Below are 25197 nucleotides of genomic sequence, written 5' to 3'. Positions count from 1 at the left end.
GATCCGGGTCCAAAACAGGAATGTCCATCACACGGGCATGTGATACAATTCGAAACATGAAAATCGTACAGATCACCGTACGAAGTGGCCTGTGCCTTCTTCTCGGGGCGGGCCTCGCATCGGCGGCACTGGAGCCGGTGAACCTGCGCTGTGAATATCGCGACCGGCCGCTTGGAACCGATGCGACGCACCCCCGGCTGAGTTGGACGCTGCGCGCGGAAGAGCCGCCCGTGCGCGGGGCGCATCAGACGGCGTATCGCGTACTGGTCGCCTCGACGCCCGATCTTCTGGAACGGGACCGGGGCGACCTCTGGGACAGCGGCCGCGTGGCCTCGGGGGAAACGCTCGAAATCACTTACGCGGGCCGTCCCCTCTCGAGCAAACAGAGGGTCTACTGGAAAGTCCGCGCCTGGGACGAACGCGGAAAGGCGGGCCCCTGGAGCGTACCTTCCAGGTGGAGCATGGGTCTGCTCGAGGCAGAGGATTGGAAGGCGCAATGGATCGGGGTCCCGGAAGCGGCGTGGACCGAAAGCGACCTCTTTCGTCCCTGGACGCGGACGATCCCGTGGGACCACTGGGCCGCCCCCTCGCATGTCCCGGCCTCGGACGCCATCGACCGCTGGATCGAAGCGACGCGTATCCACGTGCGGTATTTCATTCCGAAAGAGATCGACGGCTGGGCGTGGGGAGAGGAGCGGCTTCAGGAGCTTCAGCCCGCGCCGATGTTCCGGCGTACCTTCCGGGTGACCGCACCCGTCCACCGCGCCACCCTCTACGTCAGCGGCCTCGGATGCCAGACCATCCGGATCAACGGCCAGGACTTGGATGCGCGCGAACTCGATCCGGCTCAGACCGATTATGATCGGCGCGCGTACTATGTGACGTACGATGTCAGCGACTTCGTTCGCCCGGGCGAGAACGCGATCGGCATCCGGCTCGGCGACGGCTTCTACCGCCAGACCGTCGCCTTCGCCCGGCCGGGCGAACCGGCGGGCCACGGCCGCCACGGGCTGATCGCGCAGCTCGAACTCGAGGGCGATGACGGCACCCTCCGCCGGGTCGTCAGCGACGGGAACTGGACCTGCACGATGGACGGACCGCTGCTGAAAAATAACACCTTCGCCGGCAACGTCTATGACGCGCGGCGCGAGATGACCGGGTGGACGCGGCACGGATTCGATGATACCGGCTGGCACGAAGCGGAAATGATCGATCCGCCCGTTCCCGCGCTCAAGGCCCAGACCGTACCGCCGCTTCGCGTCGTGGAGACCGCCGATCCGGTTGCGCTCACGAATCCGAAGCCCGGCGTATGGGTCTTCGATATGGGCGTCCAGCTCTTCGGATACGCACGGTTAAACATCGACGCCCCCGCCGGGACAACCCTTACCCTGCGTTACGTCGAATCGCTCGGCCGGGACGGACTTCGTCACGAAATCGGCCGCATGGCCGCGAACCAGGTCGGCGTCTACGTCTGCAAGGGCGGAGGCGAGACGTGGACCCCGTCGTACACGCGCCACGCCTTTCGTTACGTGCAGGTCGAAGGCCTCCCCGAAGCCCCCGATCTCGACATGCTCAAGGGCCTCTCAATCGCGAACGACCTCGAACCGACGTTTCACTTCACATGCTCCAACGACCTGCTCAACCGGATCCACGAGGCCCTGGCGCGCACGGCGCTGCAGGCCGCCCAGCACAAGTTTCAGTCGGACTCCGGCCGCGAACGGAGTTGCTGGCAGTGCATCACGACGATGATGGCCTGGGCGTACAACTTCGACGCCTGGCCACTCTACGAGAAGAATACCACGGACGTGGAGAGACGGCGTCTCACGTTCAACGTGGGCGGCGAGATCGTCCGTCCGGGATGCCATCGGTAAAGCCGGACTCCGGAGGATGGTTCTGCTGTATTGCAGAACCATCCCTGACCCGGCAACACGGAGGAAGGCCTCATGAAACGACGTTCTTTTCTGGCGAGGGGCACGGCCCTCTCGGCTCTGACAGCGGCAGGCGGCCGGGCGGCGAGTGCGAAGCCCGGCCAACAGCTCAATGTCCTCTTCATCGCGGTCGACGACTTGCGGCCGGAGCTGGACTGTTACGGAAACGATGAAGTCCACAGTCCGCACATCGACGCGCTGGCGGAACGCGGGATGCGCTTCTCACGGGCCTACTGCCAGTTCTCACACTGCGCACCCTCGCGTCAGAGCCTGATGAGCGGCATCCGGCCCGGCCACCCGAATCGCCGCCCCCACCTGTCGGAATGGTTCAAAACCAACGGCTATTACGCGGCGGGGATGGGTAAAATCTACCACCCCTGTTTCGCAGAAGCCGGCCCGGGACAGGACATGAACCCGGACACGAGCTGGTCGGAACCGCACTACTATCCCGGCCCGCGGTACTATTACACGCCGGAGGGGATCGAGGCGGCCGAGAAGGATTTCGCGCCGCAGGCGAAGAAACTGGGCGTGCCCGTGTCCGAATGGACGAACCATTTTGTGACGGCGCTCTCCACCGAGGCGCCGGACGTGGATGACGAAACGCTCTACGACGGAAAGATCGCGGCGCGCGCCATCGCTAAACTGCGCGAATTGCGCAACCGCCCCTTCTTCCTCGCCGCCGGATTCATTAAACCGCACCTCCCCTTTGTCGCGCCGAAGAGGTACTGGGATCTTTATGACCGCGAGGCGATCGAGCTGCCGGACAATCAGTTCTATCCGATCGACGCCCCGCCCTATGCGATCTACCCCCGATTTGAGCTCGGGCAGTACACCGACACGGGGAATCTCGATATCGCCATGCAGAAAAAACTGATCCACGGCTACCGCGCCTGCGTAAGTTTCGTCGACGCCCAGATTGGCAAACTCCTGCGGGAACTCGACCGCCTGGGGCTGCGGGAAAACACCGTGGTGGTGCTCTGGGGCGATCACGGCTGGAAGCTCGGCGAACACGACGCGTGGAGCAAGCTCTCCAACTGCGAACTCGATACGCGCACGGCGATGATCGTCTCACCGCCCGGCCGTTCGCTCGGCGAGAGCGACGCGCTCGTCGAACTGGTCGACCTCTACCCCACCCTGTGCGATCTGTGCGGGCTGGATAAGCCGGAGCACCTGCACGGCACCAGCATGGCTCCGCTGCTCGATGATCCCGATCGCGCCTGGAAGCCCGCGGCCTTCAGCGTGATGGGGCGCCGTAACGAAGGAGTCGCCGGCTACGCCATGCGCACCGACCGGTACCGGCTGGTCCTGTGGATCGAAGCGCCCCCGCGCAATCCCGGACCGCTGCCGAAATCGCGCGACGAGATCACCATTGATTCCGTCGAACTCTACGACCACGCGATCGACCCGCAGGAAAACCGCAACCGCGCCGCAGACCCGGCGTATGCCGATGTGGTCGAGACGCTGATCGACCGATTGCTTGAGGGATGGGACGCCGTGCGCGCGGCGATCCCCGCCGAGGGCGACGCCGGGCAGGTTAAGAAAAACAGGAACCTCTACTGCCCGGCTCCCGGGTAACAGGCGGAAATTCAGGGCGTACGTGATCATTGGTTATGGACGGCGTGGAAGCCGTCCCTCCAGGACTCGTGATCTCTCTTTTCGGACAACGTGGAAGCCATTTCGCCGGGCTTCTCCTGGAGGGACGGGTTCCACCCCGTCCCCGGGTTCCACCCCGTCCGGTTCCAGCCCGTCCGGTTCCACCTTCAGTCATGCCACATCAAATCCGTTACGCATCCCTGGAAAGGCCATTCTTCAGGAGTCGCACACAGCCCCGCCCGAACGGGATTATTTTGGACATACGCCCATTTTTCGCTGTAGCTCTGACCGCGACGTAACTGCCTGTCCCAACAGTCACGTTGCCAGAAGGGACTCGGCCATTTCTTCTTTATGGACGGCGTGGAAGCCGTCCCTCCAGGGCGTACCTGATCATACGTTACGGACGGCGTGGCAGCCGTCGCTTCGGTTGCTTTGGAGGGACGGGTTCCACCCCGTCCCAGGGTTCCACCCCGTCCCCTCCCCTCCACGAGCGGGCCGCGCCCTTTCAAGGCTCGGGCCACCGCCCCCTTCCAATATTCAACCCATTTTCTCGCCGGTGAAGGCGGCCAGATCCCCGGCGCGCAAAAGAGGTGTAGATGATCCGGCATAATCAGGTACCGCCCGACAACCCAACGATCCGCCAGACTCCAGGCATTGAGCAGGAGCGAGTGTATTTCATCACACGCGAGTTTGCGGTGACGGTTCTTTGTGCAGACGGTGAGAAATATAATGATAGCGCGATTTCCGGTTTCATATACCGGCGTGTGGGCCGGAGTCTTTCGGTCCGGTTGCAATTCTTGGGACCGCGTGGAGGCCATTTCGCCAGGCTTCTCCCTGGAGGCACGGCTTCCATTACGTCCCTCCTTTCCCGGGCGGGGCCCATCCCGTCGCGGGTCATTTTTATTAATTTGTCCAGCATCCATGTGTTTCCCTTGGTTTAAGGGTGAATGGGGGCGGGGTTGAAGGCATCCTTACGGACGGCGTGGAAGCCGTCCCTCCAGGATTCGTGATCTCTCTTTTCGGACGGCGTGGAAGCCGTCCCTCCAGGGCGTACCTGATCATACGTTACGGACGGCGTGGCAGCCGTCCCTCCAGGGCGTACGTGATCATACGTTTCGGACGGCGTGGAAGCCGTCCCTCCAGGATTTGTGATCTCTCTTTTCGGACGGCGTGGAAGCCGTCCCGCCGGAGATGAACCACCACAGCGGTTAGGGTTATCCCGCGTTCAGGAAGCGGCGGCGGTATTCGCCCGGCGTACAGCCATGCGCGGAAGAAAAGGCATCATAGAACCGGCTGACCGAACCGAAGCCCGACTCGAAGGCGATGTCGGTGACATTCCGGTCGGTGGTGGTCAGGAGATGGCGCGCGGTATTCATGCGCTGCAGGACGAGATATTCATGAATCGTCATTCCGCAGCTCTGTTTGAAGATACGCATCGCGTACTTCGGGTGCACCGAGGCGTGCTTCAGAATGTCCCCCACCGTAATCGGATCGCTCTTGTGCGCCGCGATATACGTGGCGATCTCCTGGTAGCAGCGCAGGTTCGTCGGAGTCCCGTTTTTATCGTGCGCGCTGCGAACGAATTGATGGTGGCGGATCATTCGAAGCAGCAGGGCGTTGATCTCGAGTGAGGCGATGGTGCGGCCCGTATCATCCTCTCCGTCGAGAAGCTGTTTCCACTCCACCCAGTTCGCGGCGGGGTGCGTGCGGTGCAGCCTGAAGACCCGTCCGCGGTAGAGAGCGGAGATAAACGCGACGGGGAGATTCCATGAGCGCAGCCGATCCATCGGGACGCAGAGGTTGTGCGCACAGGGCGACCCCTCCACCTCGACCGGCCCATGCGGAAGCCCGGCCCAGAAGGCCACGATCTCACCCCCGCCAAACCGGTAGCGCCGGCCGGCGATCATGGCGGTGACCGCACCGCCGGAAAGCATTCCCAGTTCGAGATCCGGATGGGTGTGCAGCCGCTCGTAGGGGTGGCTCGTTTCGTCGAAACAGGCGTACCCGTATTGCACGCGATCGATCACGGGCGATATCATGGGCTCACCTCCTCCCCTTGTGCGGGGGCGCATCACGAATCCGCAGATCCTCCGGGTCCTTTATCGTAGTGAAGCCAGAATCGGCCGATAGATTCAAGCGTCTGGTCTTTCGTCTCCGGAAGCATCTTCCAGGTAAACAGCACGCAGAGCGCGCAGATCGTCGCGAAGATCAGGTAGGCACCGCCCGGATGACCGGCCCGCGCCTCGAATCCCCCGGTGATCATGGGGAAAAACTGGGCACAGAGAAACGACGAGAGATAGAGGATGCTGCAGACCACCGCGACCGCCTTGGCCCGAATCTGGTTCGGAAAGATCTCCGAGATGATCACCCAGCTCAGCGGGGCGAGACTGAGTGTGAACGCCCCGGCGGCGAGGAACATCGCCCCGAGATTGAGAAACGGGGAACCGCGCAGAAAGAACGTCGCGGACATCAGCAGGTGACCGAGGACCATTACGCTGACCCCGCCGATCATGATCTGACGCCGCCCGAAACACTGCACCAGCCAGAAAGCGATGATCGTACAGATGAGGATGACGAGGTTCAGAAAAATCGTGAAGAAGATCGCCTGCGAGGCCGTACCGATCCCCGCCTCGACGAGAATGGTCGGGCCATAGATCAACATCATATTCACGCCGTTGATCTGCGAGAAAATCATGATCACGATACCGATCAGGAGCGCGCGGCGCACACCGGGCAGGAGCAGTTCGCGAAAACGCCCCGTCTCCTCGCGCAGCTCATCGCGAATCTCCTGCACTTCCCGCGCCGCCTGCTCCGGCCCGTTGATCCGTATCAGCACGGAAAGCGCATCGTCGCGCCGCCCGCGCGCCACCAGCCAGCGAGGACTGCACGGCACGAAAAACAGTCCGGTGATCAGGAACAGAATCGGAATGATCTCGGACGCGAACATCCACCGCCATTGTCCTTCAAAGGAGAGCAGGTAGGACGCGATCACGGCAAGGTTGATGCCCACCACGACGGCGAGCTGGTAGACGGTGACCAGGCGCCCGCGCAGCCGCGGCGGCGCGAGCTCGGCGATGTACATCGGTGAAGTCGTCGCAGCCAGCCCCACCCCTATTCCGCCCACCACGCGCCAAAAGTTGAAGGTGATGATATGGTGCGGCAGCGCGGTTCCGATCGCGGAACTCAGGAAACACAGCGCGGCGATCTGGAGCGTACGCCGGCGGCCGAACCGGTCGTTGAGCCACATGCCGGAGAGCGGTCCCAGGATCGAACCGAAGATCGCGCTGCTGACCGCCAGCCCTTTACCGGCGGCGCTAAGCCCGAAGTGTTCCTCCAGAAAAATAATAGCTCCGCTGATGATCGACAGGTCGTAGCCGAAGAGGAATCCCCCCGCCGCAGCCACCATCGCCACCAGGTAGATGTAGGCCGGTCCCGCCTGAGAGACCCCGTCGCCCTTCATGCCCCACCTCCGTCCATATCGCGCAGTTCGAGACCGGGCACATACTTGACCACCTCTCTGAGCGCGGCGCCGCAATGGCCGTACGCCATGCCGATATGGTGCAGGAACGGCCCTTCGATAAGCGTGCGCTCCCAGCGCGGCCAGTTCTTCACCCGGGCCCAGACATAGTTGTTCTGCGTCTCCGGGCCCTCGCATGATTCGGCCTGACCGACCGCGAGTACGTAACGCCCGCGATCGCCGTCGAACCGCGCGCAGGTGATCGGGCCGTCTTTCATCCGGAAGTGCGTCATCCCGGACAGCGGTCCGGGCAGAATCCAGTGCCGGCCGAGCCGCACCCGGCTGTCCGGGTGCTTCATGGACAGGGGCGCACCGCAGTGCCAGAGGAGCACAGCGTTATCGTCGTTCGGATGACGCATGGTCACGTCGACCATGAACGGCGCGGATCCCGCCGCGCGCCTGAGCAGCAGCGTGCTGATCGCGCCGCAGATATCGGATTCGAGCACGAAAGGAAGCTCGTCGCCGATCAGGCTGTCGGCATAGACCGTCCATGCCCCGACAGCTTCGGGCAGGCTCATGAACGACTGGCAGGCCATGGCGTCCAGCTCGTGGGTCGCGGCCAGCTCCAGTGCCTCGTCGCGTACCGCCAGCACGCGGGCGAGCGCCTCGTCGGTCATCTCTTCAATCACACACTGCTCGCGCAGCCCGGCGATTTCATCCGCATAGGCCTTGCCCGTGGCACGCTTCTTCACGTTTTCGATGAACGGCACGAGATCGAGCGGCAGGGTTTCGACGTTGAATCGTTCCAGCAGTTCGCTTTCATTGGAGATCGTGCTCCAGAAGAAATCGATGCGCTGCCCGAGCACGCCGATGCGGCAACCGCGGCGCAATACCGAAGCCGCGTTCGCGGTCCGCAAAAAACGGTCGAACCCCGCCTCAAACGCGGGATCGTCTGCGGCGCTGTTCGGGAGGTACGTGAAGGGTACATCCAATTTGACCAGCACCTTGCTCGTCGCGAAGAGGCCGCAGAGCGAATCTCGAAGGCGGGTTCCGTCCTCCAGCGGAGGAGCGTCACGCGGACCCCAGAGCAGCGTCGGCACGTCGAGCTGTTTCGCGATCAGTGCGGCGGCATCCTCGGTGCCGAAATTACAATGGGGGATGAAAAGCGCGTCCACACCCTGAGCGCGAAAGTGATCCACGACGGTATCGACGTGGGCCTTATCCCGCACCAGACCGTCGTCGAGAACTCCCTCGAGATCGACCGCATCCACGCCGCGCCGCGCGATCATCTCACGCAGCGCCTCCTTCTGACGGACGGCATCCTCGTGACTGAAGGCGAACTTTCCGATCGGACACAATCCCAGGCGGGGTGTGGTTTTACGCATCTTCAACCTCCCGGTTTTCATTCACCGATAATCTGGACTTCACAGACCCGGCCACGCTCGCGCACCTGGTCCCAGTCGATAAAGTAGATGAACCCGAAGTCGCCGAGCGAGAGTTCGCCGTCGTTCAGCACGATCGTCTCCGAACGGCCGAAGAAGCAGGAGCGCAGATGGGCGTCGGTGTTCAGACTGCCCTTGGCCTCCTCGTCGGGATGCGAGAGGGCGAACTCAATATGCTCCGGGCCGGGGTGGTGGTACTGACCCTCGGTACGGCAGGTGGGAATCATCTTTTCCATAATCTCCATCAGGTCCACCTGCAGGTATTCGCGCCCGAAATAATTCAGGTCGTGCGAGCACTCCTGCGTCATTACCGAACAGGTCGTATGATGCGAGTACACGACACAGATTCCGTTTTTGATTCCGGATTCGGCGACGATGTCCTTCACCGCATCCGTCACGTTATGAAAATGCGGCATGTGGTCGCGGGACTGCAGATCGATGGTCTTGCTGAATACAGCCATGAGGTTCTTCTCCCTTTGGGGTTACGTTACGTCCTGATCGTCAGGACTTCCTATTGCTCAGCGCTCCCGTGGCGTTCATCCCACGCCTTCCGGAGCGCCCCTAACATCTCCTCCACCATGGCGGGAGGATCCTCGGCCCTGAGGATGCCGCTGGTACATCCGGTGGCCTGAGCCCCCGCCTTGATCACATCGTACACATCCCGACCGTTTGAGATCCCCGCTCCCTGGAGGACCATGATTTCAGGATTGATCGAGCGCACGGTCTCGATCGTCCTGCGGACATATTCCAGATCGCTCGTCTCGCCGGTGCCGATCAATTCGGTCGGTTCGGCGACGATAAGGTTCGGGGCCATCCGGGCGACCGCCTCGATCTCCTCGAGCGTGTCGGCGCAGACGATCGTGGCCAGGCCGACCTCATCCGCACGCCGGATGGTCTTCTCCACGTCTTCCAGCGTCAGCTTGCGCTCTGCATGATTGAGCATAACGCCGACGGCTCCGGCGGCCTTGACCGCTTCGGGGAGCACCGAGCCGAGCCCGCGGCCCACGGGGAGGGGATCCATATGCTGCGCATAGACATGGATGCGCTCCGTATGCCCGGCGAGCAGGGCGATGTCCGTATACTGCGGCGTGACGATCACGTCCACGTCGTATTTTGTCGCCACCCGGTCGATCACACGGGCGAGTTCCAGCATGGCCGGTCCGTAGAGGTAGGCCTTGGGTCCAATTTCAAAGAACGGCGGTTTGATGAGATAATCCCGATACATACGAAGCCCCTTTCCCTTCTCTCTCGTTACGAACCATCCCCGCTCAACTCTTCCCCGACCGCTCCGCCCGGGTGGATCAATCCGAACTGTGCGCGGGTGAAGCCGGTCTGCTCGATCAGAGCGGCGATCAGCGCGTCGAACAATGCGATGGTCGCGATGAAACTCGACGTGGCCATCGTATCGAGCGGATCGCTTTCCCGTTCGATACGCAGCGGCAACACGATGGCGGCGGCCTGCGCCAGGATGGAGTTGAGGTTTTCGGTGACCGCGATCAGGGTCGCGCCCTTTTTGCGGCAGACGTCGATCACCGGCATCAGTTCCGCGGTCTTTCCGCCGCGCGAGACCATGACCATGACATCCTCCGTCTTGAGGCCGCCAAGCCCGCCGTGGACCGCTTCCCCCGGCGGCATGAACATCGCGCCGCGTTCGATGCAGCAGAGCGTGTGCGCGAATTTCCGCGCAGCGATACCCGACGAACCGCTGGCGCAGGTCATAATGCGCGGGCATGCGGCCAGGGCGTCCACCGCCTGCCCGAACGCCTCGCTGCGCTCAATACCCTCCAGGCCGCAGACCGCACGCGTCTCAATCTCAATCGATGCGCAGGCCGCTTCCATAGCCGTAGAATTCATAGTTTCCCTCCTACCCCTCCGCCCGGATAACCGCCACGCCGGTTTTTTCCAGAGCCGCGCAATCTTCGTCGCGCACGGCCGCATCCGTGATCAGCGCCTCGGCCTCGGCGAGGGATCCGTGGACAAGCAAGGCGGTCTGGCCGACCTTGGAGCTGTCCGCGAGGACATACGTCCTGGCCGCGCACGAACGAATCCGGCGGTCCACCTCGGCCACCCGCGGATCGCCGGTATAGAGGCGGCCGTCGAGTCCGATGCCGTCCGCACCCTGGAACGCGATATCAACCGAGAACATAGACAGAATCTTCTCCGTGACAATTCCGGTCAGTTCCGCATGTCCGCGCCGCAGGAGTCCGCCGAGCAGGATCGTGTCGATCCCCTCCGAGAACTGGAGGACCGCCGCCACGGCCAGGCTGGGAGTCACCACCGTCAGTTCGGGAAAATCCTTGAGCAGCATCGCCAGTTCGAGGGTCGTCGTTCCGTTATCCAGGATAAGCCGCTGCCCGGGTTCAATCCGGGTCACCGCCTCCGCGGCAATCGTCCGTTTCGCCGCCCGGTACTGCGAACGCCGCGCGGCAAAATCGAATTCGAAGAGCATCCGCTCCGTCGGTACCGCGCCCCCGTGCGTCCTCCTCACCTCACCCGAGTCTTCGAGCCGTTGCAGATCGCGCCGCACCGTCATCTCGCTCACCGCGAATCGCCGGGCCAGTTCACCGATGACGATCGGCTTCCCGCACAGGAGAGCCTCCCGTATCCGCTCCCGACGCTCATCCGCCTTCAAGCTTTGTGTTGTTTCCATAGTGTGTGGTCTGGCTTGAAATTAACACATTCTTACATTGCGTCAAGGCGCGTTTTTTCGTAATGCTTGATCACACGGATAAAGACTCGTGCCGAAAAAAAAGAACGGAGCAGCACGAATGCAAAACCAGTCGGCAACGAGGGCGGGCGCGGCGGAGGCGGATATTTCTCCGCACCACCCGCAGTTTCTGTTCGGCTATCCCCATGTCGAGCGCATGAGCACCGGCATTCACGATCCCCTGCTCGGCAGCGCACTTTATCTCGAGCGGGGCGGCACGCGGGTGATCCTGATCGCGGCCGACCTCATCTTTGTCCCGCGCCCCGTCGTACTCGCGGCGCGCCGCCGGATCTTCGAGGCGACGGGTGTTCCGGAGAGCCACATTCTGATCAGCGCCTCGCACACCCATTCGGGCCCGGTCACGGTCGATCATGCGAGCAATGCCGATGATCCCGTGGTTCCGGCGGCGGATCCGGAGTACCTCGCCCTGCTGGAAAACGGTCTGGTCAATGCGGGGGTCGATGCGGTGCACGCTGCGGATGAAGCAGAGATTGCGGAGGTCGTCGCCGACTCCACGGGGATTGGAACCAACCGCCGCGACCCGGACGGCCCCGCCTTTCACCGCGTTCCCGTGATCGCCGCCCGCCGCGTTTCCGATCGAACCATGATCGGCCTGCTCATGGTCGGGAGCATGCATCCCACCGTCCTGCACGAGGACAGCACACTCGTCAGCGCCGATTTCCCGGCGTACACGCGGTTCGCGCTCAAAGAACGTCATGGCCCCGTCCCGGTAGTCTATCACACCGGACCCTGCGGCAATCTCAGTCCGCGCCACGTCACCCGCGACAACACTTTTGCCGAGGCCGAACGCCTTGGACGACAGCTCGGCGAGGCGGTGGATCGCGCTTTGAGAGACACGCGCTATGCGCCGATTGAACATCTCGAAGTAAGAAGCGGGGCCGTCAAACCCGTTCCGAGGACATTCCCCTTGAAAGGGGAAGCCGAAGCGGCGCTGCGGCGGGCGGAGGAGCGTTACGAGACGCTGCGCCGCTCCGGCGCGCCGCGACAGGAGGTCCGCACGGCAGAGGTCGATCTCTTCGGTGCCCGCGAGACCATGACGCTGTCCCGGCTCGAAGCGGAAGGTGTACTGGAATCGTTTCGGTCGGAGCGTACGCCGGCGGAAATCCAGGTGCTGCGCATCGGGGGGTTCCATTTCGCCGGCTGGCCCGCAGAAGTCTTTGTCGAATACGGGATCGAACTGCAGCGCCGCCTTCCGGGCACGTATATCATCTCTGTGGCCAACGGCGAACTACAGGGATACCTGGTCACGCCGGAAGCGGCGGCGCAGGGAGGATACGAAGCCTCCAACGCCCTGTTCGCGCACACGACGGGGGAACGCATGCTGGACGAAACCCTGCGGCTGCTCACGGCCGATAACCGCGGAGCACGGGCATGATTCTGGCGATCGATCTCGGCTCGACGAGTTTCAAGGCGGCGTTATTTGACGAGACGATGACTATGCGGGGCGAGGGGTCGGCTTATCTCCCCTACCGTGAAACCGGCGAGCATGTAACGTTCGAGGTCGAGGCCGCGCGGGAATGCCTGGCGTCCGCCATCCTCCAGAGCCTTGACGCCGCGGGTTCGCAGGCCTCTCATACTGAAGCCGTCGTGCTGACAAGCCAGGCCCAGACCTTCACGGCCTGCGACGAAAAGGACACGGCCGTGCTCCCCTTTATCAGCTGGCAGGATCGGCGCGCCGCGGCTCTGGCCCGGACGGCCCGGACCGAGCTCCCTGATTTCGCGTACCACAGCAGTTTTCACGAACCCCTCGCCGGGCTGCTGGTCTGCCTGCTGAAGGCCCTAAGCCGCCAGGGGGTGTTGCATCAGAACCATGAGATCCTTCCCCTGCCCGCCTGCATAACCCGCGCACTGACGGGCCGCACGGCGATCGACGCGAACCTGGCGGCCATGACGGGACTCTATTCGCTTCAGACCGACTCCTGGCACGCGCCCTTTCTCATTTGGGCGGGGATCAAGGCCGGGCAGCTCCCCGTGGTCATCCCAACCGGCGCGCCGGCGGGACAGACCGTAGAAAATAACCCGTTCGATCTTCCGGCGGGGATCCCCGTCGTCTGCGCCGGCAACGACCAGACGGCGGCGGGCTATGCCGCCGGGCTGGAACCCGATGCGATGCTGGTCACGCTGGGGACCGCCCAGGTGGTCTACCAGAGGGTTGATGGAAAGCCTGCGGCGCGATCCGGTCTGGTCCGCGGCCCCTTCCCCGGCGGGGGGTACTACCGCATGATCGCCGATGACTACGGCGGCAATCTGATCTCCCGGGCCATTGAACAACTGGAGCTTGCGGGGGGATTCGGCGAATTCTTCCGGCTCGCGGGAGCGGGGCTGGAGTCGGGGCGTATTGCCGCCACACTGCACGTTCGGAAGGGTGCAATCTCCTGGGAGGGGGCGGTCTCAAACGAAGAGAAGGCGGCGGGGGTGATCGACTGGCTCTGCGCGCGAATGGCCGGAGCCGTCGATACGCTTCGCGCAGACCATAAGCCGGTTTACCTGGCCTCCGGCGGCGGTGCGCGCAACGCCGCCTGGGTCCGGCATCTTGAATCGAAACTCGGGGCGGGCGAACTGCCGACCCGGCCCGCCGACCCGGTCCGTGGAGCGGCGCACATGGCCCTTTCCGTCCCGGCGGTTCAGCGCGCGGCGGCGAGGTCGGAAAGCGGCCGCCCCAGCGCCTCGTAGATCCGGCAGGAGGCGATGAACTGCGAATCGGCGGTCGCGAAAACCGCGAGTTCCGCGCGGCGGGCGGCCTCGAGCGCATCGTCGGGAAAGGCGCGGCCGTTGCAGAGGACGAGCGCGCGCACGCCGGCCAGGTTGGCGACGGCGACGGTATTTTTGTGCGCCTGCACCGTGACCAGCACCGAGTCCGCGGGCGCATGGCCCATGACATCGCTCAGCAGATCGGAGCAGTAGGCGGTCCGGATCGTCCCCGGCTCGGGAGCCGCCAGCAGCTCCTCGAACCCCTCGATCGATTTAAGGTCTGTCGTATTCATCGTTCATTCCTCCTTCAGTCTGATGGCGGCGTGCACGCGGGTCCCCTCCCCTGCCCCCGACTCGATATCGAACGCGTCCGCGACGCGGCGTATATTCGGCAGACCCATCCCGGCGCCGAATCCCAGTGAACGGATCCACTCCGTGGCCGTGGAGTACCCTTCCTCCAGCGCCCGGGCCGTGTCCGCGATGCCCGGGCCGGTGTCTTCCGCGCGCATCTCCGCGCCTTCCCGGTCGAGTTGGAAGGAGAGGGTTCCCCCGTACGAGTGGGCGACCAGGTTCATTTCCATTTCATAGACTGCGATCGTTACGCGGCGGATCCAGGCGCCGGGCAGTCCCGCCTCGCGGAGGCGCGACTTGATCTCCGTCGAAGCGCGGCCCGCGTTTTCGAAGTCGTAGCGCTCCAGCCGGTACGTCTTTGCCCAGCGACCCGGCTCCACCCCGGCTGCGGCTTCCGGCTCCTCCGCCTCGCGTGAACGCAGAGTCTTCAGCAATTCGCCGAGCAGGGCCGTATTGATATCTTTTGCGGTTACGATCCCGGCCAGTTCACGGTGCTCGTTCAGGACGGGAAAATGGCGGTACGAATATTTATCGAAGTAGGAGATCGCGAACGACAGCGGCATCTGCTCCTCCAGGCAGACCAGGCCGGCCGCCATGTGGGCGCCCGCCGGCTCCTCCATGAACCCCTGCTCCAGGGCGCGGATCATCGTCTCCAGCGTAACCAGTCCGCACAGGCGTCGCGCTTCGACGATCGGCACGCCCGTGATGCCGTGCTCGCGCATCAGGGCGCGCACCCGGCTGAGCCGGTCGCCGCGGCGTGCCGTGATCAGGCGGGACGACATGACATCGCGGACCTTGAGCCTGACCAGAAGGTCCAGCACGAGCATAGGGGACGGTTCATCCGCCTGATGGTTCACCGGCGCTCGTCTCCCGTTCATTCAACCTCTCTCCCGCCGGCCTCATCCCTGCGGGGCTCCCAGCAGTCTTCCCAGGTGCACGCAGGTCTCATACGTGGACGCGGGGGTGCGCAGGAGGTTGACGGAAAGTTCCTGCGACAGCTCTTCCATGGATTCCGGGAGCCGCTTTCCGCGCGTCACGAGCACGGCCGCGGCGTCGATCAGGTGGGCCGTCCGCAATGTCTGATCCGAGGCCAGCGCCGAAACCAGCAGCGTGCGATCCCCCTCCTCCGTCAACACGTCGCTCATCAGGTCGGAGGCCATCACGCGGGTCACTTCGACCCGGCTCCACGAATCGGCCCGGACCCGTATTTCGAATCCGAGCTCCGCCGCAAGGTCGGGAAGCTTCATGAAGCCGGCGCCTTCACCTTGTCCTGCCCCGCATTTTCATTGAAGCGCAGCAGGTAGAACAGTTTTTCGATCTCCATCGCGATGTTGATGTTGTGAATGACGCAATCCTCGCGGCTCTTAAGCTGGAGCGGGGTGAAATTCAGGACGCCGTGGATTCCGCATTCCACGAGCGTATCCAGCACGCGACCCGCGGCGCCCTCCGGCACGGCCATCGCCGCCACCGAGATTTTTTCGCGCTTTACGAATTCGGGAAGCTCGCTCACATCGTAGATCGGGAACGAAGCCTCCGGGTTGATCACCTCCGGATCCGTGTCGAATCCCGCCAGCACCCGAATGCCCTCGCGGGCGAACCCGTGATGATTGATCAGCGCCATGCCGATCTTCCCGCATCCGACCACCACGATCCGCTTGATCTCGTTCTTCCCGAAAAGACGGTCCATCTTCTCCAGAAGCTCGTCGATCCGGTACCCGCCGCGCTTGTTGCCCGTGAACCCGAAGGTCGAAAAATCCTTCCTCACCAGCGAAGCCGAAACCCCCAGCGCATCCGCGAGATTATCCGAAAACACCCTCACGAACCCTAAAGACTTGAGTTTATGCAATACGTTCTTGTACTGGGACAACCGTTGTACCGTCTCTCTATTCACTTTATGCCACCTCCGTAACTTATAAAGACCCGAACAACACTCTTAGAAATTACATTGTGACTTATCAAGAAGTCAACAAATTTATATGTCACCAGAATGTGTTTTATTGTGATTTCGTAATTTTTTATAAGATTATTTTCTTAAATTCTGTCTTTTAAGCTTGATGTTCTGTCCTGAGCGGTCATTATGAGCACACACGTTGACGAAAATCAATCCGGCATTAACGACTTGATGGAGGGCGGATCCGTGAGTGAAAAGCAGGAGACGGAGCGGGTGCTGACGCCTGAGCTGCGCGGCTACGCGGAGGAGTGGGCCGAACGTCCGGGCAGCCTGATCATGGTGCTGCACAAGGTTCAGGAGCATTTCGGGTACATTCCGCGGCAGGCGGCCTTCGAGGTGGCGGAGCTTCTTTCCGTCCCGCCGGCGCGGGTATTCGGGGTGATCACGTTTTACCACCTGTTCAAGCTGCAGGAACCGGGCCGGAACCGGATCGCGGTCTGCATGGGGACGGCCTGTTATCTGAAGGGGGCCGAAGATCTCATCACCGAGCTGGAGCAGCTTCTGGGGGTGGGGTTGAACACGGTCACGCCGGACGGGGAGTTTTCGGTGGAGGCCGTCCGCTGCATCGGCTGCTGCGGGCTGGCGCCGGTGCTTACGGTGAACGGCCATGTACACGGCAATCTGACGCCGGAAGACCTCCCGGACATTCTGGCGCAATACCGCGGGGCGTAGTCGGGTCATGCACGCGACGTTAAGCGACATCCTGAGCGAGCTGGCGGCGAACGCGGCCGAAGCCGGGTCGCGCGAAGTCGATCTCGCGGTCGTGGAGCGGGGTCCTGAAGTATTGATTGAAGTCGCGGACGACGGACGCGGGATGGATGAGGCGGAGCGTTTGCGCGCACTCGACCCCTGCTTCTCGGGCAGCGGCGCGCATCCGGGCCGCGAGGCGGGACTGGGCCTGGCCTTCGCGCTGCAGGCGGCGGAGAGTGCCGGCGGGGCGGTGGACATCGATTCAAAGCCGGGCGAAGGGACCCGGGTCCGTGCGCGGTTCGACCGGACGAACATCGACACGCCGCCCGAAGGGGACTGGGTTACGGCGTTTCTGATGGCGCTCGGGATCCCGGGCGCGGACGAGGTCCGGATCCGTCATGAACGCGGAGCGCGCGCATGGTCCGTCGCGCGCTCGTCCCTGGCCGCCCGCCTCGGAGGGCTGGAACGGGCGCGCGCACTGAACGCGGCGCGCCGTGAGCTGCTGGAACGCGAAAGAACACTGGAGGCAGACGGCCGCGAGGCCGTAACGCACGACGGCATTGAAGAGCACGGGAATCAAGCGGCCGGATAACGCGCCGGCAAAAGCGGGAGATGAGCATATGAGCCGATTGACGCTGGACGAACTGAGAAAACTCCGTGACGAGAAAAAGCGCGAGATTAAGCGCCGCGAGAGTGAAGGCAAAGACATCGTGGTCACCGTGGGAATGGGCACCTGCGGCATCGCGGCGGGGGCCAAGGACACCTTCAGCGCGCTGCTGGACCAGCTCGAGAAGAGCGGCATCGACGACGCCGTCGTCAAGCAGACGGGCTGCATGGGACTCTGCTATTCCGAGCCGACGGTGGAAGTGGAGTCGCCGGGAATGCCCACGGTCGTGTACGGGCACGTCGATGGAGCCACCGCGCGCAAGATCGTCAAAGAACACCTGATCGAGGGCCGGCTCGTTGACGAACACGTGTACGACAAACCGGCGGAAGACATCGTCCAACCGGAATAAAAGGAAACCACTCATGGCTTACAAACAGTACATTCTCGTCTGCAGCGGCACGGCGTGCGAATCGAACAAGGGGAACGCGCTGTACCAGGAACTGAACCGGGCGCTGCACAGCGAGGGTCTGCAGGAGGACGTTCAGCTCGTAAAGACCGGCTGTTTCGGGTTCTGCGAGAAGGGCCCCATCATCAAAATCCTTCCCGACGAGACGTTTTATGTGCAGGTCGACCCCGACGACGCGAAGGAGATTGCCTCCGAGCACCTCGTCAAGGGACGGCCGGTGGAACGGCTGATCTACCGCGGCGAGGACCAAAGCGCGGAGCGCGCCGAGGATCTGCCGTTTTACCGCAAACAGCTCCGGCTGGTGCTGCGCAACTGCGGGGTGATCGATCCGGATTCGATCGACGAATACATCGCCCGCGAGGGTTATGCGGCCCTGGAGAAGGCGCTGTTCGAGCTGGGGGCCGACAGGACCATTGATGAGCTGATGAAATCCGGGCTGCGCGGCCGCGGCGGCGCCGGATTCCTCACCGCCAAGAAATGGCTTTTCACCCGGAAGGCGGAAAGCGAAGAGAAGTACGTGGTCTGCAACGCGGACGAGGGCGATCCGGGGGCCTATATGGACCGCTCCACGCTGGAAGGCGACCCCCACTCCGTGCTGGAGGCGATGACGATCGCCGGGTACACGGTCGGCGCGCAGCGGGGCTACATCTACATCCGCGCCGAATATCCGCTGGCGATCGAGCGGCTCCAGAACGCGATCGAGCAGGCGCGCGGATACGGGCTGCTCGGCGAGGATATCCTCGGCAGCGGGTTCGGCTTCGACATCGAGATCCGGCTCGGGGCCGGGGCGTTTGTATGCGGAGAAGAGACGGCCCTGCTGGCCTCCATCGAGGGCCGGCGCGGCATGCCCGTCCCGCGGCCGCCCTTCCCCGCCGTCAAGGGGCTCTGGGGCAAACCGACCGTCATCAACAATGTCGAGACCTTCGCCAACGTGCCGCTGATCCTGCTGCGGGGCGGCGACTGGTTCTCGAAGATCGGCACCGAGACGTCCAAGGGAACGAAAGTCTTCGCCCTGACCGGCAAGATCAACAACTCCGGACTTATTGAGGTGCCGATGGGCACCACGCTGCGCGAGATCATCTACGACATCGGCGGCGGCATAAAAGACGGCCGCGCCTTCAAGGCGGTCCAGACCGGCGGCCCGTCCGGCGGCGTCATCCCCGCCGACCACCTCGACACACCGATCGATTACGAGAACCTCCAGAAGCTGGGCTCGATCATGGGATCGGGCGGCATGATCGTGATGGACGAGGACGACTGCATGGTCAGCGTCGCCAAGTTCTATCTCGAATTCACGGTGGAGGAATCGTGCGGGAAGTGCGCCCCGTGCCGCGTCGGCGGCCGGACCCTGTTCAACATCCTCGACCGCATTACGCGCGGTGAGGGGGAGATGGCGGACCTCAAGAAGATCCGGGATCTCTCGCAGGCGATGCGGCGGGCTTCGCTGTGCGGGCTGGGACAGACGGCGTCCAACCCCGTGGCCTCGATTCTGCGCCACTTCGAGGACGAGCTGACCGCGCACATCAAAAAGAAAAAATGTCCGTCCGGAAAATGCAAGGACCTGGTGCAGTACTACATCCTGCCTGACAAGTGCATCGGCTGCACGCTGTGCGCGCGTCACTGCCCGGTGAACTGCATTTCCGGCGAACGGCAGAAGCCCCACGTGATCGATATCAACCGCTGCATCAAGTGCGGCGAATGTTACAAGGTCTGCAAATTCGGCGCCGTCATGCGCGGCTGAGCCGGGCGAACGAGCTTCAAGACGCGGAGAAAGCTATGGACAAGTACAAACTGGAAATCAACGGAATCCCTGTAGAGGTGGACCCCGGGACCACGATTCTCGACGCGGCACACCAGGTGCAGGTAAAGATACCGACGCTCTGCTATCACCCGGACCTCCCGGCCTGGGCGGCCTGCGGCATCTGCGTGGTCAAGGTCGAAGGCTCGCCGAAAATGCTTCGCGCCTGTGCGACGCCGGCGGGCCCGGGCATGAAGATCATCACCCACGATCCGGAGATCGTGAAGGTGCGGCGCAACGTGCTCGAGCTTATCCTCTCGACGCACCCCAACGACTGCCTGCAGTGCCCCCGCAACGGCCACTGCGAGCTGCAGCGCCTGGCGGCGGAGTTCGGGATCCGCGACGTGAAGTTCGAGCACCGTGTGAACGAGATCAAACCCGACGAGTCCACGCCGGCGATCGTGCTCAACCCGGAGAAGTGCGTCCTCTGCGGTCGCTGCGCGAATGTCTGCCAGTACCAGCAGAACGTATGGGCGCTGGAGTTCCTGGGGCGCGGGGATCAGACGCGCATCGCGCCCGCCGCGGACGTAACGCTGAACGAGAGTCCCTGCATCAAGTGCGGCCAGTGCAGCGCGCACTGCCCGGTGGGGGCGATCTACGAGCAGGACGAGACCTCGAAAGTATGGGAGGCGCTCGAAGATCCCGAGATCTATCCGGTGGTTCAGATCGCGCCGGCCGTGCGCGTGGCGATCGGCGAGGCCTTCGGCTACGAACCGGGCACGCTGCTGACGCGCAAGACCTATGCCGCCCTGCGGCGGCTGGGATTCGAGGCGGTGTTCGACACCAATTTCGGCGCTGACCTCACGATCATGGAGGAGGCCACGGAATTCGCCCACCGGCTGAACGACGGCGGCGAGATGCCGCTGATCACAAGCTGCTGCCCGGCCTGGACGGATTATATGGAGAAGTTCGCGCCGGACTTTATCGACAATTTCTCGTCGGCCAAATCGCCGCACGAGATGCTGGGCGTGATGGCGAAAACCTATTACGCCCAGAAAATGGGCATCGATCCCTCGAAAATCTTCATGGTCTCGATCATGCCCTGCACCGCGAAGAAATATGAAATCACGCGCTCCGACGAGATGTTCGCGAGCGGACACCAGGATATCGACGTCTCGCTTACTACCCGCGAGCTTTCAAGGCTGATCAAGGCGTCCGGGATCGATTTCGTCAATTTGCCCGACGAGGACTGCGACAGCATTCTCGGCGACTATTCGGGGGCGGGCACGATTTTCGGCGCGACCGGCGGCGTGATGGAGGCGGCGGTACGCACGGCTCACCATCTGATCACCGGAAAGAATCTTCCCGACGTGAATTACGAACCCGTGCGCGGGCTGGAGGGCGTCAAGGAGGCCACCCTGGAGGTCGCCGGACAGGAGATCCGCATCGCCGTAGCCCACTGGATGTGCAATATCGACACCGTCCTCAACCGCGTTCGCGAAGCCCGCGAGCGGGGGGCACCTTCCCCGTACCAGTTCATCGAGGTCATGGCGTGCAGGGGCGGATGCGTGGGCGGCGGGGGGCAGCCCTACGGTGCGACCGACGAGATCCGCGCCAAGCGGGCCCGCGGGCTCTACCGGGACGACGAGAGCCGGGAGCATCGGTGCTCGCACGAGAACCCCTTCATCCAGACGCTCTACAAAGATTTCCTGGGGGAACCGTGCAGCGAGAAGTCGCATGAGCTGCTGCACACGGAATACCGTCCGCGCAAACCGTATAAAAAGTAGGGGAAAGAAGGTTCTACGTAGATCTTAGGTTATTCGGTTTTTTTTTGTGGTGGAGCCGTTCGGGGAAGAGGCGGGATGGGTATTCACCACAGCGGTCACAGAGGATGCCGGGGTCGGGATGGAAGACGACAAACGTTCGTAGTAGGCCCGCAGGTCCGCGAAGCGGGACCAGGGCCGTTATCTTATAACGCGCCTGGCCTGCGGGGCAGGCTTGCGGCGCTACTACGAACGTTTCGGCGATCTCTCCGCGGTCAACACATACGAACCCGCCGCAGCATGAAAGTGCGCGTAGAGTCCCGCCGGGGTCTCGATGAACCCGCGGAAGGTCATGCCGCCGATCTCGCGTTCCGGGACGCCCCCGGCCACAAGGGGTGTACCGCCTTCGTCGATCCGGACCTTGCGCGAGGATACGGGCAGATAGAGCTCGGCCGTCGTGTTCGGCGGAACCGACGCTTCCAGCGTTATCGAGTGGGCGGAACGCCGCCAGGCGCTGCGGATGGTCCCATACAGCGATTCGAATGAGACGTCGGCCTCATCGACGTCTGGGGCGGGAATCGGGCGAAGCGTGAAGTGTTTGAAGCCGGGCGAATCGAAGTCCGGAAGGATTCCGCCGAGGGTGTCGTAGAACCACACTCCCGCGGAATTTTTCTCGCTCTGAATCACGCGCGTAGTCGGCAGGGTATCCGGCGCGCCCGCCGACCACCCTTCCGGGGTCGTGGTGAATCCGTGCTTCAGAAAATAGCCCCAGCTCGGATAGGTGTCGTTGTTGAACAACTGCATGGCGACCTCTCCGTACCCCCACCGGGAAAGCTCAGTGCAGATGACCGGAATTCCGTGCCAGCCCACGGAGAGGTGTCCATCCCACTCCTCCTGAATATCGCGCACGACGTTTTCCATGACCTCCGGCTCGCGTCCCTCGGGCACGATACCGTAACGCACGGCCAGCAGGTCGGCGGCCTGGCTGCCATAGGAATTGCGCTCCGCAGGATCACGCGGAATGATCGTCTCTCCGGGTCCTCGAACCATAGGCACAGCCTCCGGGTTTTCGCGGGTCTGGAAGTGGCGCCGGTTGATGAGCGCCTTCAGCGGCCGTCTGCGCTCCGCGAGGTCGTCCGCGTACGTCGTCTCTCCGAGGACGCGCGCGCAGCGCTCCGCGAGATCCATCGCGCGGTAAAAGAAGGCCCGCGCGATAAAATCGCGCGAGGTGTTCATCGATCCGTAGCCCTTGCTGCCCGGTCGGCCGCCGGGTCCTTTCCAGGCATCCAGCCAGTCGCCCAGCGCGCGCGGCGAGATGTCTTCATCGCGCATGACATAGGGATAGCAGACGTCGATCCACTCCTTTATGTACGGGAAGTGCCTTTCCAGCATGCGACGGTCGCGGTTGAACAGATACTGGCGGAAGGCGGCGGTCACGGTATGCGATCCGTAATCGAAATAATGGTGCAGCGGATGGCCGATGCTGTAGCTCTTGAAAACGGTCGGCGATATGTTGGCCGGGATACCGCGCACCGTATTGAGCTGAATATCGCGGAGGTACTTCGCCCAGAACTGCGGACTGTTGCGGTAATAGCTGTAGAAATCGCCCACGTTCAGATCGAACTTCCACGCGCTCTTCTCGGCGTCGCAGTTGTCCTGCAGCGTGCCGTGCACGGTATAATCGAGCGTCCGCGCAAACATGTCGTAGAGCGTGTTGAGCCGCTGATGGTCGGTGCGCACCCTGCCCGTCTGCGGCGCATCGGTGTGCACGACCACACCCTCGATATCCTCCAGTGCCGGTTTCTCCGGCAGCCCGATCAGCTCGACATACCGGAATCCGCTGTAGAGGAATTCATTCTCGAACACGTCCACGTCTGCATCGCTCGCGGTGTAGACGCTGACGTTTTTGAAATACCATGACTTCCCGTAGCGGCTGACGGGGGTCAGCATGATCATGTTGGTGAGGGCGACGTTGCCGTGCAGTTCCGGGTCTTCGTAAGGCAGCCCCCCCGTGCCTCCGAGGAAGTAGCGGGCACTGTCGAACGTTCCGTCCGGGTTCAGCGTGTTCTCCCCCGCGAAAAACTGAGGATGATTACGGATGTGATGCGCCGGGCGCTGCACAATCTTCGTGCCCTGGGGCGCGCGGACCTTGAGCCGGGTCTTCCCGCAGAACGCCTCGCCGAAGTCGACCACATAGATGCCGGGAACCGGCTCCAGAATATCGACCGGCTCGATAGTGCGGATCTCGCGTTCGGGCGGCGCGAGCATCGGCACCAGGTGCGGCACAGGCTCCGGAATCTCCCTGGCGTATGTCCAGCGCCGGTCATCGTACTCCGCGGTGGTCCAGCCTTCGTTTCTGCGACGCGCATCGCGCACTTCCCCGATATAGAACTGGTTGCGTAGCAGCGCCCCACTCTGGGTCGCACGCCAGCGCCGGTCGGACACGACCTTGATCGACCGCCCGTTCTCCAGTTTACCCTCGAGTTGAAAAATCATGCAGGGGTCCCCGTGCGTCAGGAAACCCCGCCCGAAGTAAAACCAGCTCATGCCGACCTGGTTGTACTGCCCGTCGCCCAGCCGCACGCCGATCGTATTGTTCCCTTCGCGGAGGAAAGGGGTGACATCGTAGGCTACGTAGAAGGCCTGTTTTTCATAATTCTGATAAGCCGGATCGAGCACGCGGTCGCCGACCCGCCGGCCGTTGATGAACAGCTCGTAGTAGCCAAGCCCGCAGATATAGGCCCGCGCTTCACGGGGAGGCGACTCGAGCCGGAAGGTGCGCCTGAACTGCGGGGCGGGTTTCGAGAGATGATCCAGCCATAACTTGGGATCGGCCGGTTCCGCGCTCCCCTTGATATACTTCGGGTCGCCCCGCGCCGCGGCAATCTCCTGTCCTACGAAACCGTAGTTGAACCAGGTGTCGGTGACCTCGTCGACTACGGGCAGCATCGGATTGACCGCGATCCACTCCGCCTCCCACGCGTCAGGATAGGGAAGGCCCGTCTCCCACCAGGCGGGATCGCTCCATGCGGAGACCTCGCCCTCCTGATCCCAGTAGCGCGCCTTCCACCAGATACGCCCGCCTTCCGGAGCGGGGTCGCCGGTATACACGACGAGCAGGGAACGATCGGATTCGACTTTTCCTGTCGACCACAGGTCGCCTTCGCCACGGTCGAGTTTCTCGCGCGTGCTCGCCGCGATAATCTCATACGCCGTCTGGGCCGCGCCGCGGCGGTCATCCCGGATCTTCCACGAAAGACGGGGGCGGTCCGTCTCGATCGCCAGCGGATGGGTGAGATATTCGCAGGTCAGATCCGTCAGCTCACCGGAAGCCCCCGCTATACACACCACTATGAAAAAAAGCGACGCATGCGCCTGTGCACCTTTGTTTCATCATCATCTTCCTCCCGTGATCGCGTTGCCGCGTGGCACCGGCGATATAACGCGCCTTGCCTGCGGGGCAGGCTTACGGCGCTACTACGAACGTTTCATCTCACGTGCGTCCTTAACGTTTGTAGTAGGCCCGCAGGCCTACGAAGCAGGGCCAGGGCCGTGATCTTCACGCGCCTGGCCTGCCGAAGGCAGGCTTACGGCGCTACTACGAACTTCCTCACGCTCGTAGTAGGCCCGCAGGTCCGCGAAGCGGAGCCAGGGCCGTTATCTTTCACGCGCCTTGGCCCTTCGGGCGCTTACGGTGCGCAGCGACAATTACACTTCCCCAGTGACGACAATTAGACTTCCCCACTAACCGGGGGTGCTGGAGGCTCTCTTTTTGGAAAGAAAGGAGGGCCG

21 protein-coding genes are annotated in these 25197 nt (G+C 63.0%); 9 read left to right on the top strand and 12 right to left on the bottom strand.

From position 1 onward, the window contains the following. The first annotated feature begins 56 nt into the window (after window positions 1–56). Complete coding sequence (locus tag L21SP4_RS01955; RefSeq protein ID WP_052881086.1) at window positions 57–1871, top strand: family 78 glycoside hydrolase catalytic domain; 1815 nt, start codon at window positions 57–59, stop codon at window positions 1869–1871. A gap of 72 nt (window positions 1872–1943) precedes the next feature. Beyond that, window positions 1944–3503, top strand: coding sequence for a sulfatase (locus L21SP4_RS01950; protein ID WP_052881085.1), 1560 nt, complete (start codon window positions 1944–1946; stop codon window positions 3501–3503). A gap of 1232 nt (window positions 3504–4735) precedes the next feature. Here the strand turns inward: L21SP4_RS01950 and L21SP4_RS01945 are convergent. The 7 genes from L21SP4_RS01945 to L21SP4_RS01915 are packed head-to-tail and all read right to left on the bottom strand — an operon-like array spanning window position 4736 to window position 11070. Next, on the bottom strand, window positions 4736–5560 hold the full coding sequence (locus L21SP4_RS01945; RefSeq protein WP_052881084.1) for a helix-turn-helix domain-containing protein: 825 nt from the start codon (window positions 5558–5560) through the stop codon (window positions 4736–4738). A 32-nt stretch (window positions 5561–5592) separates the two neighbouring features. Beyond that, entirely contained in the window at window positions 5593–6981 is a 1389-nt protein-coding gene (locus L21SP4_RS01940; RefSeq protein WP_052881083.1) for a sugar porter family MFS transporter, read from the bottom strand. Then, the gene (locus L21SP4_RS01935; RefSeq protein ID WP_160300629.1) at window positions 6978–8363 is read right to left on the bottom strand and encodes an L-fucose/L-arabinose isomerase family protein; all 1386 of its coding nucleotides are present in this window, start codon (window positions 8361–8363) and stop codon (window positions 6978–6980) included. Before L21SP4_RS01935 ends, L21SP4_RS01940 begins: the two co-directional genes overlap by 4 nt. Window positions 8364–8380: 17 nt before the next feature. After that, window positions 8381–8881 carry a secondary thiamine-phosphate synthase enzyme YjbQ gene (locus L21SP4_RS01930; RefSeq protein ID WP_052881081.1) on the bottom strand — a complete coding sequence of 167 codons (501 nt, stop codon included), beginning with the start codon at window positions 8879–8881 and terminating at the stop codon, window positions 8381–8383. Between the two features lie 50 nt (window positions 8882–8931). Continuing rightward, on the bottom strand, window positions 8932–9645 hold the full coding sequence (locus L21SP4_RS01925; RefSeq protein ID WP_052881080.1) for a triose-phosphate isomerase: 714 nt from the start codon (window positions 9643–9645) through the stop codon (window positions 8932–8934). Window positions 9646–9671: 26 nt separating this feature from the next. Then, window positions 9672–10274 (bottom strand): KpsF/GutQ family sugar-phosphate isomerase, encoded by a 603-nt coding sequence (locus tag L21SP4_RS01920; protein ID WP_074041336.1) that lies wholly within the window; start codon window positions 10272–10274, stop codon window positions 9672–9674. A gap of 10 nt (window positions 10275–10284) precedes the next feature. Continuing rightward, window positions 10285–11070 (bottom strand): DeoR/GlpR family DNA-binding transcription regulator, encoded by a 786-nt coding sequence (locus L21SP4_RS01915; protein WP_082116444.1) that lies wholly within the window; start codon window positions 11068–11070, stop codon window positions 10285–10287. A 118-nt stretch (window positions 11071–11188) separates the two neighbouring features. On the opposite strand from L21SP4_RS01915, the gene L21SP4_RS01910 reads away from it, so the two are divergent. Continuing rightward, window positions 11189–12523, top strand: coding sequence for a hypothetical protein (locus tag L21SP4_RS01910; RefSeq protein ID WP_052881077.1), 1335 nt, complete (start codon window positions 11189–11191; stop codon window positions 12521–12523). Beyond that, a complete protein-coding gene (locus tag L21SP4_RS01905; RefSeq protein ID WP_052881076.1) occupies window positions 12520–13821 on the top strand; it encodes an FGGY family carbohydrate kinase in 1302 nt (433 codons plus the stop codon). Before L21SP4_RS01910 ends, L21SP4_RS01905 begins: the two co-directional genes overlap by 4 nt. Here L21SP4_RS01905 and L21SP4_RS01900 read toward each other — a convergent pair. Genes L21SP4_RS01900 through L21SP4_RS01885 form a run of 4 tightly spaced genes read right to left on the bottom strand, consistent with a single transcriptional unit; the run spans window position 13773 to window position 16081 of the window. After that, entirely contained in the window at window positions 13773–14132 is a 360-nt protein-coding gene (locus L21SP4_RS01900; RefSeq protein WP_052881075.1) for an iron-sulfur binding hydrogenase, read from the bottom strand. The genes L21SP4_RS01905 and L21SP4_RS01900 overlap by 49 nt on opposite strands. 3 nt (window positions 14133–14135) lie before the next feature. Next, entirely contained in the window at window positions 14136–15068 is a 933-nt protein-coding gene (locus L21SP4_RS01895) for a CBS domain-containing protein (RefSeq protein WP_052881074.1), read from the bottom strand. Window positions 15069–15089: 21 nt separating this feature from the next. Further along, window positions 15090–15437, bottom strand: a complete 348-nt coding sequence (locus L21SP4_RS01890; RefSeq protein ID WP_052881073.1) for a hypothetical protein — start codon at window positions 15435–15437, stop codon at window positions 15090–15092. Next, a complete protein-coding gene (locus L21SP4_RS01885; protein ID WP_052881072.1) occupies window positions 15434–16081 on the bottom strand; it encodes a redox-sensing transcriptional repressor Rex in 648 nt (215 codons plus the stop codon). The genes L21SP4_RS01890 and L21SP4_RS01885 overlap by 4 nt, the downstream gene beginning before the upstream one ends. 231 nt (window positions 16082–16312) lie before the next feature. Here L21SP4_RS01885 and L21SP4_RS01880 point away from each other — a divergent pair, with 231 nt between their 5' ends. From L21SP4_RS01880 to L21SP4_RS01860, 5 genes are read left to right on the top strand one after another with little or no spacing between them, the layout of a single operon-like run. Next, complete coding sequence (locus L21SP4_RS01880) at window positions 16313–16813, top strand: NADH-quinone oxidoreductase subunit NuoE family protein (protein WP_052882933.1); 501 nt, start codon at window positions 16313–16315, stop codon at window positions 16811–16813. Between the two features lie 7 nt (window positions 16814–16820). Continuing rightward, window positions 16821–17423: an ATP-binding protein gene (locus L21SP4_RS01875; RefSeq protein WP_052881071.1), complete on the top strand. Its 603-nt coding sequence runs from the start codon at window positions 16821–16823 to the stop codon at window positions 17421–17423. A gap of 28 nt (window positions 17424–17451) precedes the next feature. Next, window positions 17452–17847 (top strand): (2Fe-2S) ferredoxin domain-containing protein, encoded by a 396-nt coding sequence (locus L21SP4_RS01870; protein ID WP_052881070.1) that lies wholly within the window; start codon window positions 17452–17454, stop codon window positions 17845–17847. Between the two features lie 13 nt (window positions 17848–17860). Beyond that, complete coding sequence (locus L21SP4_RS01865) at window positions 17861–19645, top strand: NADH-quinone oxidoreductase subunit NuoF (protein ID WP_052881069.1); 1785 nt, start codon at window positions 17861–17863, stop codon at window positions 19643–19645. Window positions 19646–19680: 35 nt separating this feature from the next. Next, a complete protein-coding gene (locus L21SP4_RS01860; RefSeq protein WP_052881068.1) occupies window positions 19681–21429 on the top strand; it encodes an NADH-dependent [FeFe] hydrogenase, group A6 in 1749 nt (582 codons plus the stop codon). A 222-nt stretch (window positions 21430–21651) separates the two neighbouring features. On the opposite strand, the gene L21SP4_RS01855 is transcribed toward L21SP4_RS01860, so the two are convergent. Continuing rightward, window positions 21652–24756, bottom strand: coding sequence for a family 78 glycoside hydrolase catalytic domain (locus tag L21SP4_RS01855; protein WP_144413716.1), 3105 nt, complete (start codon window positions 24754–24756; stop codon window positions 21652–21654). Between the last annotated feature and the right edge of the window lie 441 nt (window positions 24757–25197).

It is taken from the genome of Kiritimatiella glycovorans (genome assembly GCF_001017655.1).
Taxonomy (GTDB): Bacteria; Verrucomicrobiota; Kiritimatiellia; order Kiritimatiellales; family Kiritimatiellaceae; genus Kiritimatiella; species Kiritimatiella glycovorans.
The sequence above is the reverse complement of the archived record's forward strand: the minus strand, read 5'-3'. Positions and strand labels throughout refer to the sequence as shown.

Excerpts from the sequence above, each read along its gene's own strand:
- L21SP4_RS01900 (WP_052881075.1), bottom strand. The coding sequence starts at position 14,132 with ATGAATACGACAGACCTTAAATCGATCGAGGGGTTCGAGGAGCTGCTG.
- L21SP4_RS01875 (WP_052881071.1), top strand. The coding sequence starts at position 16,821 with ATGCACGCGACGTTAAGCGACATCCTGAGCGAGCTGGCGGCGAACGCG.
- L21SP4_RS01895 (WP_052881074.1), bottom strand. The coding sequence starts at position 15,068 with ATGAACGGGAGACGAGCGCCGGTGAACCATCAGGCGGATGAACCGTCC.
- L21SP4_RS01905 (WP_052881076.1), top strand. The coding sequence starts at position 12,520 with ATGATTCTGGCGATCGATCTCGGCTCGACGAGTTTCAAGGCGGCGTTA.
- L21SP4_RS01925 (WP_052881080.1), bottom strand. The coding sequence starts at position 9,645 with ATGTATCGGGATTATCTCATCAAACCGCCGTTCTTTGAAATTGGACCC.
- L21SP4_RS01920 (WP_074041336.1), bottom strand. The coding sequence starts at position 10,274 with ATGAATTCTACGGCTATGGAAGCGGCCTGCGCATCGATTGAGATTGAG.
- L21SP4_RS01870 (WP_052881070.1), top strand. The coding sequence starts at position 17,452 with ATGAGCCGATTGACGCTGGACGAACTGAGAAAACTCCGTGACGAGAAA.
- L21SP4_RS01890 (WP_052881073.1), bottom strand. The coding sequence starts at position 15,437 with ATGAAGCTTCCCGACCTTGCGGCGGAGCTCGGATTCGAAATACGGGTC.
- L21SP4_RS01945 (WP_052881084.1), bottom strand. The coding sequence starts at position 5,560 with ATGATATCGCCCGTGATCGATCGCGTGCAATACGGGTACGCCTGTTTC.
- L21SP4_RS01865 (WP_052881069.1), top strand. The coding sequence starts at position 17,861 with ATGGCTTACAAACAGTACATTCTCGTCTGCAGCGGCACGGCGTGCGAA.
- L21SP4_RS01915 (WP_082116444.1), bottom strand. The coding sequence starts at position 11,070 with ATGGAAACAACACAAAGCTTGAAGGCGGATGAGCGTCGGGAGCGGATA.
- L21SP4_RS01910 (WP_052881077.1), top strand. The coding sequence starts at position 11,189 with ATGCAAAACCAGTCGGCAACGAGGGCGGGCGCGGCGGAGGCGGATATT.
- L21SP4_RS01950 (WP_052881085.1), top strand. The coding sequence starts at position 1,944 with ATGAAACGACGTTCTTTTCTGGCGAGGGGCACGGCCCTCTCGGCTCTG.
- L21SP4_RS01955 (WP_052881086.1), top strand. The coding sequence starts at position 57 with ATGAAAATCGTACAGATCACCGTACGAAGTGGCCTGTGCCTTCTTCTC.
- L21SP4_RS01860 (WP_052881068.1), top strand. The coding sequence starts at position 19,681 with ATGGACAAGTACAAACTGGAAATCAACGGAATCCCTGTAGAGGTGGAC.
- L21SP4_RS01940 (WP_052881083.1), bottom strand. The coding sequence starts at position 6,981 with ATGAAGGGCGACGGGGTCTCTCAGGCGGGACCGGCCTACATCTACCTG.
- L21SP4_RS01930 (WP_052881081.1), bottom strand. The coding sequence starts at position 8,881 with ATGGCTGTATTCAGCAAGACCATCGATCTGCAGTCCCGCGACCACATG.
- L21SP4_RS01935 (WP_160300629.1), bottom strand. The coding sequence starts at position 8,363 with ATGCGTAAAACCACACCCCGCCTGGGATTGTGTCCGATCGGAAAGTTC.
- L21SP4_RS01880 (WP_052882933.1), top strand. The coding sequence starts at position 16,313 with ATGGAGGGCGGATCCGTGAGTGAAAAGCAGGAGACGGAGCGGGTGCTG.